Source organism: Streptomyces sp. NPDC001492, from assembly GCF_053597275.1.
Genome location: NZ_JBSFHW010000015.1, coordinates 48,604 through 61,999 on the forward strand (window position 1 = coordinate 48,604; position 13,396 = coordinate 61,999).

A 13,396-nucleotide genomic window follows, 5' to 3' on the forward strand; every position below is an offset into this window, starting at 1 on the left:
CTGTCCATGGTGCGTCAGACGTCGCTGCGCGCGAGCCGGTAGGCCGCGCCGCCGAGCGCCAGCGCCGTCCAGCAGAGGAAGACCAGGAGCCCGGCGCCGGGCGACAGGGTCGTCGAGTCGTGGGTCAGGGCGAACAGCGACTCTCCTGCGTTGGACGGCAGGTAGGGGCTGATGTTGTCCTGCCAGGAGCTCGGCAGCAGCGAGATCAGTCCCGGGATCAGCATGAAGGTGGCCACCAGCACCGAGATCCCGCCGGCCACCGACCGCAGCAGCGCACCCAGCGCGGTGCCGATCACCCCGACCAGGCCGAGATACAGCCCGGCGCCCAGCAGGCTGCGCAGCACACCCGCGTGCGAGAAACTCATGGCCGCGGGTGTGCCCGAGACGATGCCGCTGCCGAACAGGAAGGCGACGAACGCGCCCAGCGTCCCCACCGCAAGCGCGACCAGCCCGAACACGGCCGCCTTGGACCACAGCACCGGCAGCCTGCGGGGCACCGCCGCGAGCGTGGAGCGGATCATGCCGGTCGAGTACTCCCCCGCCGTGACCAGCACGCCGAGGACTCCGAGGGCCAGCTGGGCGAAGTTCGTACCGAACAGGGACAGGCTCACGGCCGTCGACGTGGCGAAGTCCCGGTCCATGTGGCCGGAGTTGATCCCGGACTTGTACCGGCTCGCGGCGATCAGCCCGAACGCCACCAGGAACAACAGGCCGAGGCCCAGGGTGATCCAGGTCGAGCGGAGGGACCACAGCTTGGCCCACTCCGAGTTCAGCACGCGCCGTCCGGTCACCCGGTAGGCGGGGCGGGCGGGGGCGGTCCGGGGTTCTTCGACGGTTGCGGTGAGGGTGCTCATGCCGGCCTCCCGAGGGTCTCGATCCCGGTCGTGGATCCGTGGTACTCCACGGCCTCCCTGGTCAGGTCCATGAACGCCTCCTCCAGCGACACCGTCCTCGCGCTCAGCTCGAACAGCGGTATCCCGTGCTCGGCCGCCTTCAGGCCGATGCTGCGGGCGGTCAGCCCGGTCACCTGCAGTTCCTCGGAGCCCACCCGCCCCGTGATGTCGACGCCCGGCCCCGCAAGGACGTCCCGCAGCCGCGCCGGGTCCTGGGTGGCGACCTTCACCGTGTCGCCGCCCGCCTCGCGGATCAGGTCTCCCACGGTGGTGTCGGCCAGCAGGCGTCCCCGGCCCACGATGATGAGATGGTCCGCCACCAGCGCCATCTCGCTCATCAGATGCGAGGAGACGAACACCGTGCGGCCCTCGTCGGCGAGAGCCTTGAGCAGGTTGCGGATCCAGAGCACGCCCTCCGGGTCGAGTCCGTTGACCGGCTCGTCCAGCATCACCGTCTGCGGATCGCCCAGCAGCGCGGCCGCGATGCCGAGCCGCTGGCCCATCCCGAGGGAGAAGGCACCGGCCCTCTTCTTCGCCACGCTGGCAAGTCCGGAGAGGTCGATGACCTCGTCGACCCGGCGGCGCGGAATGCCGTGGGTCAGCGCGAGGGCCCTCAGGTGGTTGTACGCCGAGCGGCCCGGGTGGATCGACTTCGCCTCCAGCAGGGCCCCGACCTCCTGGAGCGGGGCCCGGTGGCTGGCGTAGCGATGGCCGTTCACGGTGACGGAACCGCTCGTCGGGGCGTCGAGTCCGACGATCATGCGCATGGTGGTGGACTTTCCTGCGCCGTTGGGCCCCAGGAAGCCGGTCACCGTGCCCGGCTTCACGACGAAATCGAGCCCGTCCACGGCCGTCTTGTCGCCGTATCTCTTGGTCAGCTGCCGTGCGTCGATCATGCGCGTTCTCTCTGTCGGGTTACGGCGTCCGTCGCTTCCGACGCCTCACCGGCAACGCTAGGAGCCGATCCGCCCGATCCCGTGGTACCGGGAGGCCGACCCGGGCTGAGCGCGTAGTACCGCGGTACTACGCCGCTACTCTCGGTGTCCGCTCGCGGGCTCCGCCTGGTCGCAGTCGGCGTCCCGGCCGCCGCGCGGGCCCCGCACTGCGGCATCCGGGTGCTGGAGCCCCGCTCCCGGCCCGGTCACCGTCCCGTACGCCGGGCCGATTCCTACGTTGATCGTGTGATCATCCACTTCTCGTCCCGGACAGCCGTCACCGCCTGCGCGCTCTGCGCGGCGGGTGTCCTTGCGTTCACGCCCGTCGCCGCGGGCGCGGAGCCCACCCCGCCCGGTGTGCCGCGGGCGGCGCTGCCGGATCCCTCGTTCCTGTATCGCGAGGGCACACTGGTGCGGCCCCACCACGGGGCGCCTGAGATCCCCGACGTGTCCGCGTTGTCCTGGGTGGTGGCGGACGCCCGCAGCGGGAACGTGCTGGCCGCGCACGATGCCCATCGCAAGCTGCCGCCTGCCAGCACGCTCAAGACGCTGTTCGCGTTGACCGTGCTGCCGGCGCTGCCGGCGGACGCCCGGCACACCGTGCGGCAGGAGGAGCTGGAGGACATCGGTGAGGGCAGCAGCAGGGTCGGGGTCGCCGAGGGGCGGACGTACCGGATCGCGGATCTGTGGCGCGGGGTCTTCCTCCACTCCGGGAACGACGCCGTGGACGTGCTGGCCTCGCTCAACGGCGGCTGGCAGACGACGGCCGGGCAGATGCAGGCCAGGGCCCGTTCGCTGGGGGCCCGCGACACGCAGGTGCGCTCGCCCGACGGGTACGACACGCCGGGCCAGGTGTCGTCGGCGTACGACCTGGCGGTGTTCGGCCGGGCGGGACTGCGCAATCCGGACTTCGCGCAGTACTGCGGTACGGCCGTGGCGAGGTTCCCCGGCGGGGGCGGCTGGTCGTACGAGATCGAGAACACCAACCGGCTGCTGACCGGGGCGGACGGTGTGCAGCCGTATCCGGGCCTGATCGGCGTCAAGAACGGCTACACCAGCGACGCGGGCAACACCCTCGTCGCCGCCGCCCGCCGGGGCGGGCGCACGCTCGTGGTCACCGTGATGAACCCTCAGGCGGGCGGTGGCTTCACCGTCTACGAGGAGGCGCGGGAACTGCTCGACTGGGGGTTCGAGGCCGCGGGGCGGGTCGAACCGGTGGGCTCGCTGGACGCGTTGCTGGACAAGCCCCGCCCGGGGCCGCGCGCCACGCCCGTGGCCGTCGCGCCGGACGGCGGATCACCGTGGCCGACGGCGGGGGTCATCTCGGGTGCCGTCGCACTCGGCGCGGGGGCGGTGGCGCTGATCCTGCGGCGCAAGGGCATGCTGTCGGCGCGGAGTTGACCCACCGGCAGCCACAGCAGCAGCCCCAGGGTGATCCAGGTGTAGGTGTTGCTGCCGAGGAAGCCGTCGACGCCGGACGCGTCGTGGAACCAGAGCCACACCACGCTCGTGCACAGCACCCCGTACAGAACGCCCGTCACCCGCGCGTGCCCGGCGCGGATCAGTACGGCGAACGACGGCAGCAGCCACACCAGGTGGTGCACCCAGGTGATGGGGCTGACGAGGCAGGCGGTCAGACCGGTGAGGGCGAAGGCGGCCGGCCAGTCGGCGGCGGTGACGGCCCGGCGGGTGCGCCACGCCCAGATGCCGAGGACCACCAGGACCGCCGCCGCCCACACCGCGCGGTCCGCCACGCCGAGCCGGGCCAGGATGCCCTGCAGCGACTGGTTGGAGACGTAGTCGAGGCGGCCCACCCGGCTTGTGTCCCACAGGGCCTCGGTCCAGTAGAACCGGGAGGCGTCCGGGGCCACCCAGGCGGCGAGGCCTGTCGCCGCCGCGGTGACGGCCGTCGCGACCGCCGCGGCCCGTCGGCGTCCGGCGATCAGGAGCAGTCCGATGAAGAGGGCGGGCGTGAGTTTGACCGCGGCCGCCAGGCCGATGCCGATACCTGCCCAGCGCTCCCGCCCCGTGGTCAGCAGCCAGGCGTCGGTGAGGACCAGTGCCAGCAGCAGGAGGTTGACCTGGCCGAAGCTGAAGGTGTCACGGAGCGGTTCGAACAGGGCGAGCAGGCACGCGCCCAGGGCGCAGCCGAACAGGCCGTAGCGGCGCCAGGCCCCCTCGGTGAGGACGTGCAGGACCCAGGCCAGGGCCGCCAGGTTCAGCAGCACGGATCCGGCGATCGCCGTGCGCAGGCCGACGAGGGCCATGGGCAGCATGCTGACGGCTGCGAACGGCGGGTAGGTGAAGCCGTATGCCGTACCCGGCACCCGGTAGTCGTAGAGCCGTCCGCCGTGGTGGATCCAGGAGTTGACGGCGCCGTAGTAGACGCGCAGGTCGAACCAGTCGCGCAGCAGCGGCACGGTCGCGGTGAAGGCGGTGACGGCCGTGGCGAGAGCGAGGACCAGGAGCAGTCGGCCGCGGTCGGTGCGGGGCGGGGTCATGCGGTTTCCCCCAGCGCGGGCGCCTGGGCCGCCTGGTGGACCTGCCAGAGGACCACCACGGCCAGCGCCCCGCCGGAGACGGCCAGCATCAGCTGCCCGCTGTCTACCGGCCCGCCGCTGGGCAGGGTGGCGAGCGCGAGCACGCCCGTCACGGCCGCCACCCGGTGCCGTACCGAGGTGGTGGGGGCCGCGGCGGCGATCAGGAACAGCCCCCACAGGGCGTACCAGGGGCGGATCGCCGGGCCGAAGGCGGCTACGGCGGCGAGGCTCAGGCCGAGCGCGTAGACCGGGTGGGGGCGCAGCCGCCACCATATGGCCGCGATGACGAGCGCGGTGATCGCAAGGCCGAGCAGGTGCCAGACCGGCAGGGCGAGGGGGGCGAGATCGCTGCCGAGACGCTCCAGCACGGCTCCGGTGGCGCGGCCGAGGAGGCTCGTCAGGGCCCAGTTGTGCGGGGAGACGGGGGTGTCGAGGGCGCCTATCCAGCCGTATCCCGTGCCGGCGACGGCTGTTGCGGCGACGGTGGTGGCCGCGGCGGCCAGGGCGGTCGACAGGGCTGCCTTCGCCGGGCTGCGCCCTGCCCGCACCTGGAGGACGACGACCGCGGCGAGTCCGAGCACGGCGGGCGCCTTGACCAGGGCCGCGAGGGTGACGAGCACGGCGCCCAGGACCGGCCACCGGCCGAGGGCCGCGACCAGGCCGACGCCGAGCAGGCCGAGCATGATGGCGTCGTTGTGGGCGCCGGCGACCAGGTGGAGCAGCACCAGCGGGTTGAGGGCGCCGAGCCAGAGCGCGGCGGCCGGATCGGCGCCACTGTGCCGGGCCAGGCGGGGCAGCGCGGCCGCCATCAGTGCCACGCCGAGCAGCGCGAGCAGCCGCATCCCGACCAGCCCGGCGGGCAGTTCGCCCCGGGTCAGCCCCGACAGTGCGGAGGCGACGGCGAGGAACACCGGGCCGTAGGGGGCGCCGGTGTGCTGCCACAGCGGGGCGACCTCGTCTGCCAGGGGGCCGCCGAGCTGGGCGGGGCCGTATGCGTAGACGTCCATGTGGGCGTCGACCATGGCGCCCTGCGCGAGGTAGCTGTAGACGTCCCGGCTGAACAGCGGCGGGGCCAGCAGCAGCGGGGCCGCCCAGACGGCGAGCACGAGCAGCAGTTCGCGCGGGGTGGGCGCCTCGGCGCTGCGCACGAGCCGTCCGAGCAGCACCCAGGCGGCGATCAGCAGCACCACGCCGAAGTACACGCCGACCAGGCCCAGCGCCGCACGGGCGGTTGCCGGCGCCAGCAGATCCCGCACGGGCAGGGCGCCGGACGTCTCACCCCCCAGGGCGAGGAAGGCGGTGCCGGCCAGGCCCAGCACCTGGCAGCGGCGGAGATCGACGGGGAAAGCCATGGCCAACACTCGGGAAGCGTGTCAACGCCGGGTGGCCGGAAATTGACGCGCCGCCTTCGGGGCGGGGGCCTGCGTATGACCGGCTCGTGAGCGAACGGCCGCAGCGCTCCCCGGGGCAGCCATGGCTGACCGGGTTGCTGGGCCGGTTGGGCACAGGACCGGCCCGGTTCAGAACACCGACAGGCCGGTCAGCGTGGTGAAGCGGTCCAGCGCCGCGACGCCCGCGACCGAGTTGCCGCGCTCGTCGAGGCCGGGGCTCCACACGCACAGTGTGCAGCGGCCGGGGACGACCGCGATGATGCCGCCGCCGACGCCGCTCTTGCCGGGCAGGCCCACGCGGTAGGCGAATTCGCCCGCGGCGTCGTAGGTCCCGCAGGTCAGCATCACCGCGTTGACCTGCTTGGCCTGGCTCTGGGAGAGCAGCCGGCTGCCGTCGGCGCGGATGCCGTGGCGGGCCAGGAAGCCGGTGGCGAGGGCGAGGTCCGCGCAGGAGGCGGTGAGGGAGCACTGACGGAAGTACTGGTCGAGCAGCACCGGGATCGGGTTGTCGATGTTGCCGTAGGACGCCATGAAATGGGCGAGGGCGGCGTTGCGGTCGCCGTGTGCCGCCTCGGAGGCGGCGACGTCCTTGTCGAAGTCCAGGGCCGGGTTGCCGCTCTCCGCGCGCAGGAAGGCCAGCAGTTCGCCGGCCGCGTCTTCGGTACGGGTCTGCAGGCGGTCGGTGACGACGAGGGCGCCCGCGTTGATGAACGGGTTGCGCGGGATGCCGTTCTCGTACTCCAGCTGGACCAGGGAGTTGAAGGGATTGCCGGAGGGTTCGCGGCCCACGTGCTCCCACAGTTCGTCGCCCTCGCGGGCCAGGTCGAGGGCGAGGGTGAAGACCTTGGTGAGGGACTGCGTGGAGAACGGCTCGCGCCAGTCCCCCACGCCGTACACCGTGCCGTCCAGTTCGGCGACGGCCATGCCGAAGCGGCGAGGGTCGCAGGCCGCGAGTGCCGGGATGTAGTCGGCGGGGCGGCCTCGGCCGGGGGTGCGCCCGATCTCTTCGGCGATGCGCTCCAGGACCGGCTGGTAGGCGTAGGCCGACGTCATTGTCATGATCACTATTGTGCCTCCGGGTCGGTCCTGGCGCGCGACCGTGGCTCAGGCGAGGGCGGGGCCGCTGCCCGCGAGGACCTCGGGCCGCAGCAGGTCGGTCAGACGTTCGGCGGGCAACAGGCCCTTCTCCAGGACGAGTTCGGCGACACCGCGGCCGGTTGCGAGGGCCTCCTTGGCGATGTCGGTGGCCGCGGTGTACCCGATGTGCGGGTTGAGAGCGGTCACCAGGCCGATGGAGTCCTCCACGGACTTGCGCAGCGCCTCGGTGTTGGCGGTGATGCCGTCCACGCAGCGCTCTGCGAGGGTCAGGCAAGCCGCGCGCAGATGGGTGATGGACTCCGACAGGGAGTGCAGGATGATCGGCTCGAAGGCGTTGAGCTGGAGCTGTCCGGCCTCGGCGGCCATCGTGATGGCCACGTCGTTGCCGATCACCTCGAAGGCGACCTGGTTGACCACCTCGGGGATGACCGGGTTGACCTTGCCGGGCATGATGGACGAACCGGCCTGCACCGGCGGCAGGTTGATCTCCCCCAGCCCCGCCCGCGGCCCCGACGACAGCAGCCTCAGGTCGTTGCAGCTCTTGGAGAGCTTGACGGCGATCCGCTTGAGCACCCCGGACATCTGCACGAACGCGCCGCAGTCCTGGGTGGCCTCCACCAGGTTGGCCGCGGTGACCAGCGGCAGGCCGGTGATGGCCGCCAGGTGACGGCGCGCCGACTCGGCATATCCGGCCGGCGCGTTGAGTCCGGTACCGATCGCCGTGGCACCCAGGTTGATCTCATGGATCAACTGGACGGCCTCGTCAAGACGGTTGCGGTCCTCGTCAATCATGACCGCGTAGGCGGAGAACTCTTGACCGAGCGTCATCGGCACCGCGTCCTGCAACTGTGTACGGCCCATCTTGAGCACGTTGCGGAACTCGACGGCCTTGCGGGCGAAGGCGTCCTGCAGCACGGACATCGCCTTGAGCAGTCCACGGACCGCGAAGACCGTCGCTATCTTGACGGCGGTCGGGTAGACGTCATTGGTCGACTGGCCCAGGTTGACGTCCTCGTTGGGGTGCAGGTGCTGGTAGTGGCCCTTCTGGAAGCCCAGCAGTTCCAGCGCCCGGTTGGCGACGACCTCGTTGGCGTTCATGTTGGTCGAGGTGCCCGCGCCGCCCTGGATGACGTCGACGACGAACTGGTCGTGCAGCCTGCCGTCACGGATCTCACGGCAGGCCTGGACGATGGCGGCGGCCTTCTTCGGCTCCAGCAGGCCCAGTTCCTCGTTGGCGAGGGCGGCCGCCTCCTTGACCGCGGCGAGCGCGTCGATCAGGTGCGGGTAGGCGGAGATGGGGGTGCCGGTGATGGGGAAGTTCTCCGTGGCCCGCAGGGTGTGCACCCCCCAGTAGGCGTCGGCGGGGACGTCGCGGTCTCCGAGCAGGTCGTGTTCGCTGCGGGTGGCGGCGGTCATGAGGTGCGGGTCCTCTTTCTGAGGGTGAGGGTGGGGTGGCTGGCGACGTCGGGGGTGGGGTGGAGCCGGCTCGGGCGGTACGGGGTGACGCCCGCCCGAGCCGGTCGAGGCACCGGCCCGGTGGTGACGGGGCCGGCGGTTCGTGGGCCGGCGGTTGACGTGCCGGCTGGGTGGATCCGGCTGGTGCGCGACCGGCGCGGGGGTCCGCCGGTGGCCACCGCGCACACTCGGTGGCCACCGGAGCCGTCAGGCGCAGGCCCGGACCGTGAGGGGCTCCAGCGCGCGGACCGGGCGGATCTCTCCGACCGGTTCGCCTCCGCCGAGGAGGGTCTCGCCCGCGAACCGGGTGAGGAGGGCGGGGTCGACGCCGGCCCGGGCGAGGGCGGCGGCGGTGACGGGGATCCGGGCCCGGTTCGCGCCGTCGGAGATCTTGACGGCGACCGCACGGCCGTCGGGCAGGGCGGCGACCTCCACGCCCTCGAAGCCGTCCTTGGCCAGGAGCCCGGGGACGGCCCGCATCAGGGCGGCGACGTCACGGCCGGCGCCGGAGGCCATCTCGGCGTGCTCGCGCATGGCGTCCGCGACCCGGGCCTCCGGGGTGCCCTGGGCCGCCGTGGCGATGCGGGCGGTGGCCCGGGCGAGGCCGTGCAGGGAGATGGAGAAGAGGGGGGCGCCGCATCCGTCGACGGTGACCCGGGCGATCCGCTGCCCGGTGAGGTCCTCGACGATCTCGGCGATCGCCTGCTGGAGCGGGTGCTCCGGGTCGAGGTAGCCGTCGAGGGACCAGCCGTTGAGCTTGCAGGTGTACAGCATGGCCGCGTGCTTGCCGGAGCAGTTCTGGGCCAGCCGGGAGGGCTCGCGGCCCTCGCGTATCCACATGTCGCGGACCGCCGGGTCGTACGGCAGGTCCTTCACGTTGCGCAGGTCGTCCTCCGTGACGCCGGCCAGCTCCAGGATCCGCCGGGCCCCGGCGAGGTGGCGTTCCTCGCCGGAGTGGCTGGCGGCGGCGAGCGAGAGCAGTGCCCCCTCCAGCGGCAGCCCCGCCCGCACCATGGCGGCGGCCTGGACGGGCTTGAGCGAGGAGCGCGGGTAGAAGGCCGCCTCGATGTCGCCGAGCTGGAACTCGACCTCGCCGTCCGCCCCCAGGACGACCACGGAGCCGTAGTGGATGCCCTCGGTCACTCCGCCGCGGACGACGTGTGCGACGGGCGCGTGGAGGGGTTCACGGATCGCGGGGGCGTCCGCGTGAGAGCTGCTGTACATCACTGCCTGTTCACTTCTGGGTGGTCTGGAGCCGGCGCCGGGGTTACGCGTCGGCCTTGGCTGAGATGCGCTGCATTCGGCTGCGGATGGCGTACCAGCCTGCGACGAGCGCTCCGACGATCAGCGGCAGGCACAGCACGGTGGTGCGGCCGGCGCCTCCGTCGGCGTACATGAGGACCAGGACGGAGGCGAGGAAGGCCAGCGTCACCAGTTCGGTCCAGGGGGAGCCCGGCAGTCGGTAGCTCGGGCGGGTCAGCTCGCCCTTCTGGGTCTTCTTCCAGAAGAGGAGGTGACAGATCATGATCATGCCCCAGGTGGAGAGGATGCCGATCGCCGCGAAGTTCAGGACGATCTCGAAGGCGTCCGCCGGGACCACGAAGTTGAGGCCGACGCCCAGGACACAGATACCGCTGGTAAGCAGGATGCCGCCGTACGGCACCTGGCTGCGGCTCATCACCGAGGTGAACTTGGGGGCGGAGCCGGACATCGCCATGGAGCGCAGGATGCGGCCGGTGGAGTACAGGCCGGAGTTGAGCGAGGACATGGCCGCGGTGAGGACGACGAGGTTCATCACGCCGCCGGCCGCCGGGATGCCGATGTTGGACAGCACGGTCACGAAGGGGCTCTCGGCCGCGCTGTACTTGTTCCAGGGCAGCAACATGGACAGCAGGACGACCGAACCGACGTAGAAGAGGCCGACGCGCCACATGATCGAGTTGATCGCCTTCGGCATGATCTTCTCGGGGTTCTGGGTCTCTCCCGCGGCAACGCCCACCAGCTCCACGGAGGCGTAGGCGAAGACGACGCCCTGGATGATCAGCAGCATGGGCAGCAGGCCGTTGGGGAAGACGCCGCCGTTGTCGGTGATCAGGGCCGGTCCGGGGTGGGCGCCGTCGACGGGGTGCTGGGTGACCAGCAGGTAGATGCCGATACACATGAAGATCACGAGCGCGCTGACCTTGACGATGGCGAACCAGAACTCCAGCTCACCGAAGATCTTGACGGAGATCAGGTTGACCGTCAGCACGACGGCGAGGGCGATCAATGCGATCAACCATTGCGGGATGTCGGAGAACATGCCCCAGTAGTGCGTGTAGGTGGCCACCGCGGTGATGTCGGCGATACCGGTGGTCGCCCAGTTCAGGAAGTACATCCAGCCCGCGGTGTAGGCGCCCTTCTCGCCCAGGAACTCCCGGGCGTAGGAGACGAAGGCGCCGGACGAGGGCCGGTACAGCACGAGTTCGCCGAGGGCGCGCACCACCAGGAAGGCGAAGATGCCGCAGACCGCGTAGGCGATGAACAGGGAGGGGCCGGCGTCGGCGAGGCGGCCGCCCGCGCCGAGGAAGAGACCGGTGCCGATCGCGCCGCCGATGGCGATCATGTTGACGTGCCGGGACTTCAGCGACTTGCTGTAGCCGGCGTCGCCTGCGTCGACATGTGCGGCCGGTGTGCGCGTCTCTTCTTTGAGGTGCTCGCTCACGCCTCGGGTCCGCCTTCCGTGGGGATGTCCGTGCGCGCGGGGCGCACGATGTCGGTGAGGGTCGTCTCGACGCGGTCGAGGTGGTGCGCCATCGCGTCCACCGCGTCGAGTTCGGAACCGTCCATCAGCGCCTCGACGATCGCCCGGTGCTCGCGGTTGGACTGCTCGCGGCGTCCGCCCAGCTCGTTGAGGAAGGCCGACTGACGCGCCAGTGCGTCGCGGATCTCCTCGATGACCCGGCGGAAGACCGGGTTCTGGGCGGCCTGGGCGACAGCGAGGTGGAACAGCGTGTCGAGGGCGACCCAGGAGGTGGTGTCGGTCTCCTGCTCCATGCGCTCCAGCAGGTGCGCCAGGTGGTCGAGGTCCTCGGGCGTGCGACGCACGGCCGCATAGCCCGCCACCGGGATCTCCACGTGGCGGCGCACCTCCAGCAGGTCGCTGGCCGCGTAGTCGCCGAAGGTGGGGTCCTCGACGGTGCTGGCCACGACGAAGGTGCCCTTGCCCGTCTTGGAGACGGTCAGGCCCATCGTCTGCAGCGCCCTGAGGGCCTCGCGCAGCACGGGCCGGCTGACCTCGAGGGTGCGGCACAGCTCCGCCTCGGAGGGCAGCTTGTCCCCCACGGCGTACTCGCCGTTCTCGATGGCGGAGCGCAGGTGTGCCAGGACCGCTTCCATGGCACTGATGCGCCGCGGACCCTGACTGGCTGTCTTGCTGTCTGACAGGTTCACGGGAGTGATCCTGGGGGTGACGTACGGGAACTGTCAAGGGAGGCGACGGAGAAGCTGGGTAGACGGCTTCTTGACGAGCACGGGCCGGAACACGGAGGACGGTATGGACTGGGGTCGGTTCGCGGAGCAGATGGCGTCGATGGCCCGGGATCTCCTCGCCCAGGACTCGGTCCGTGCCACCCTGGAACGGATCACCCACTCGGCCACCGAGCTGGTGGAGGGCTGCGACGCGGCGGGCATCCTGATGCTGCACGGCACAACGGTGGAGACGCTGGCGGCCACGGAGAGCCTCGTCGTCGAAAGCGACCAGTTGCAGGAGCGGCTGAGCGAAGGCCCGTGCTTCAACGCCGCCCGCACCGACGATGGCGAGCGCGTTTTCCGCATCGCCGACCTCACCCGGGAGCAGCCGCGCTGGCCCGCCTACGCCCCGCAGGCACGCGCCCTCGGCGTGGGCAGCATGATGGGGTTCCTGCTGTTCACCGAGGACGAGGAGCTCGGGGCGCTGAACCTCTACTCCCGCAAGCCCGGGGCCTTCACCGAGGCCAGTGAGCTGGCCGGCTGGCTGCTGGCCTCCCACGCCGCGGTCGCCTTCTCCAGCGCCCGCACGCACGCCCAGATGGAACGGGCCGTCGAAACCCGCCACATCATCGGCGAGGCCATGGGCATCCTCATGGGCGCCCACCACCTCACCGAGGAGCAGGCATTCGACACCCTTCGGCGCTTCTCACAGGAGAACAACATCAAACTCCACGAGGTCGCCCGCCGGGTCTGCGAGCAGGGCAGCGTGTCCTGACCACGCGGCGGCTCCCCCGGCACGCTGTCTGAACCAGAGGAGCCTGGCCGAGTCGGCCCCCAGGGGTACGCCGCGCAACCCGGCCTCATCCCCAAGTCCCCAGCCAGGCGTCCCTCACGCATCCGGGCTGTGGTCACACGTGTGCAATGAGGCGCTCCAGCGGCCGGGGCACGAGCGCGAGGTCCAGGTGCTCGACCAGCGCCTGCGCGTAGAGCGCCTTGCGGCCGCTGTGGGTGCCCATGAAACGCCGCAGCTGGTGCTCCACGGGCCGGTTCCGCTGGGCCGGCTGACCCTGGAAGGTGCGGAAGGGGCGCGTCTCGCCCTGGGCCTCGATCACCTGCTGCACGCCTTCGGCCCCGAGCGCGCGGATCAGCTCGTCCTCCAGGTCGGCGACGCACAGCTGGAATCCGAGCGCCTCCAGTCCGGCGTGCGTGAGAGCGGAACCGAGCCCGACGCGCTCCAGATGACGCCGGAAGTGCCGCTCCTCGCCGATGTCGCAGAGTCCGGCCAGCGGGAGGCCGAGCCCCGGAGGGCCGCACACGTCCAGGAAACGCCCGATGTTGGTCGCGCCCCCGAGCGGCACCACCGCAACGCCCTGCGCGGCGAGGTCGCGGCCATGGCGGGCGGCCAGCGCTTCGAGCGCGGCCTGATCACTGCTTCCCTCGACGAGCACGATCGTCCGCACGCCGCCGCCGGCCAGCTGCCGCGCCGCCACGGCGGCCGCGCTCGCCCCCGCTCCCCCGGCCGCCCACGCGGCCAGCGCCCGGCGAAATCGCCTCATCTCGTCCACGAGACCTCGCTTCCCCGCGCCATCGTGGCACGGCGGAGATCCCCTACGCACGCGCGTTTTCCCGGGGCA

Annotated in this window: 11 protein-coding genes and 1 pseudogene; 2 read left to right on the forward strand and 10 right to left on the reverse strand. The window is 71.6% G+C overall.

Annotated features, from left to right (window positions below; translation table 11 throughout):
• Positions 1 to 14: 14 nt before the first annotated feature.
• Together ACWC1K_RS20485 and ACWC1K_RS20490 are read right to left on the reverse strand one after the other, a co-directional pair.
• Positions 15 to 854: an ABC transporter permease gene (locus ACWC1K_RS20485; protein ID WP_450833112.1), complete on the reverse strand. Its 840-nt coding sequence runs from the start codon at positions 852 to 854 to the stop codon at positions 15 to 17.
• Positions 851 to 1,789, reverse strand: coding sequence for an ABC transporter ATP-binding protein (locus tag ACWC1K_RS20490; RefSeq protein WP_450833114.1), 939 nt, complete (start codon positions 1,787 to 1,789; stop codon positions 851 to 853). The genes ACWC1K_RS20485 and ACWC1K_RS20490 overlap by 4 nt, the downstream gene beginning before the upstream one ends.
• Before the next feature lie 507 nt (positions 1,790 to 2,296).
• Between ACWC1K_RS20490 and ACWC1K_RS20495 the strand changes: the two are divergent.
• A pseudogene (locus tag ACWC1K_RS20495) lies at positions 2,297 to 2,899 on the forward strand (D-alanyl-D-alanine carboxypeptidase family protein); the annotation flags it as partial.
• A gap of 83 nt (positions 2,900 to 2,982) precedes the next feature.
• Here ACWC1K_RS20495 and ACWC1K_RS20500 read toward each other — a convergent pair.
• The 7 genes from ACWC1K_RS20500 to ACWC1K_RS20530 form a co-directional block, all read right to left on the reverse strand.
• Positions 2,983 to 4,329, reverse strand: coding sequence for a glycosyltransferase family 87 protein (locus tag ACWC1K_RS20500; protein ID WP_450833115.1), 1,347 nt, complete (start codon positions 4,327 to 4,329; stop codon positions 2,983 to 2,985).
• On the reverse strand, positions 4,326 to 5,720 hold the full coding sequence (gene mptB, locus ACWC1K_RS20505; RefSeq protein WP_450833117.1) for a polyprenol phosphomannose-dependent alpha 1,6 mannosyltransferase MptB: 1,395 nt from the start codon (positions 5,718 to 5,720) through the stop codon (positions 4,326 to 4,328). Before mptB ends, ACWC1K_RS20500 begins: the two co-directional genes overlap by 4 nt.
• Positions 5,721 to 5,888: 168 nt before the next feature.
• A complete protein-coding gene (locus ACWC1K_RS20510) occupies positions 5,889 to 6,818 on the reverse strand; it encodes a glutaminase (RefSeq protein ID WP_450833118.1) in 930 nt (309 codons plus the stop codon).
• A 45-nt stretch (positions 6,819 to 6,863) separates the two neighbouring features.
• Positions 6,864 to 8,273, reverse strand: coding sequence for an aspartate ammonia-lyase (gene aspA, locus ACWC1K_RS20515; protein WP_450833120.1), 1,410 nt, complete (start codon positions 8,271 to 8,273; stop codon positions 6,864 to 6,866).
• Between the two features lie 246 nt (positions 8,274 to 8,519).
• A complete protein-coding gene (locus ACWC1K_RS20520; RefSeq protein ID WP_450833121.1) occupies positions 8,520 to 9,536 on the reverse strand; it encodes an asparaginase in 1,017 nt (338 codons plus the stop codon).
• Positions 9,537 to 9,579: 43 nt separating this feature from the next.
• A complete protein-coding gene (locus ACWC1K_RS20525) occupies positions 9,580 to 11,016 on the reverse strand; it encodes an amino acid permease (RefSeq protein ID WP_450833123.1) in 1,437 nt (478 codons plus the stop codon).
• A complete protein-coding gene (locus tag ACWC1K_RS20530; RefSeq protein ID WP_351464077.1) occupies positions 11,013 to 11,690 on the reverse strand; it encodes a FadR/GntR family transcriptional regulator in 678 nt (225 codons plus the stop codon). Before ACWC1K_RS20530 ends, ACWC1K_RS20525 begins: the two co-directional genes overlap by 4 nt.
• A 157-nt stretch (positions 11,691 to 11,847) precedes the next feature.
• On the opposite strand from ACWC1K_RS20530, the gene ACWC1K_RS20535 reads away from it, so the two are divergent.
• A complete protein-coding gene (locus ACWC1K_RS20535; RefSeq protein WP_450833124.1) occupies positions 11,848 to 12,537 on the forward strand; it encodes a GAF and ANTAR domain-containing protein in 690 nt (229 codons plus the stop codon).
• 133 nt (positions 12,538 to 12,670) lie between these two features.
• Here the strand turns inward: ACWC1K_RS20535 and ACWC1K_RS20540 are convergent, their stop codons facing one another.
• Positions 12,671 to 13,327, reverse strand: a complete 657-nt coding sequence (locus ACWC1K_RS20540) for a TOPRIM nucleotidyl transferase/hydrolase domain-containing protein (RefSeq protein ID WP_450833125.1) — start codon at positions 13,325 to 13,327, stop codon at positions 12,671 to 12,673.
• Positions 13,328 to 13,396: the final 69 nt, after the last annotated feature.

Bases quoted from the DNA above. Each gene is read 5' to 3' on its own strand.
- mptB (WP_450833117.1), bottom strand. From the start codon at position 5,720: ATGGCTTTCCCCGTCGATCTCCGCCGCTGCCAGGTGCTGGGCCTGGCC.
- ACWC1K_RS20490 (WP_450833114.1), bottom strand. From the start codon at position 1,789: ATGATCGACGCACGGCAGCTGACCAAGAGATACGGCGACAAGACGGCC.
- ACWC1K_RS20535 (WP_450833124.1), top strand. From the start codon at position 11,848: ATGGACTGGGGTCGGTTCGCGGAGCAGATGGCGTCGATGGCCCGGGAT.
- ACWC1K_RS20485 (WP_450833112.1), bottom strand. From the start codon at position 854: ATGAGCACCCTCACCGCAACCGTCGAAGAACCCCGGACCGCCCCCGCC.
- ACWC1K_RS20500 (WP_450833115.1), bottom strand. From the start codon at position 4,329: ATGACCCCGCCCCGCACCGACCGCGGCCGACTGCTCCTGGTCCTCGCT.
- ACWC1K_RS20520 (WP_450833121.1), bottom strand. From the start codon at position 9,536: ATGTACAGCAGCTCTCACGCGGACGCCCCCGCGATCCGTGAACCCCTC.
- aspA (WP_450833120.1), bottom strand. From the start codon at position 8,273: ATGACCGCCGCCACCCGCAGCGAACACGACCTGCTCGGAGACCGCGAC.
- ACWC1K_RS20510 (WP_450833118.1), bottom strand. From the start codon at position 6,818: ATGACAATGACGTCGGCCTACGCCTACCAGCCGGTCCTGGAGCGCATC.
- ACWC1K_RS20530 (WP_351464077.1), bottom strand. From the start codon at position 11,690: ATGGAAGCGGTCCTGGCACACCTGCGCTCCGCCATCGAGAACGGCGAG.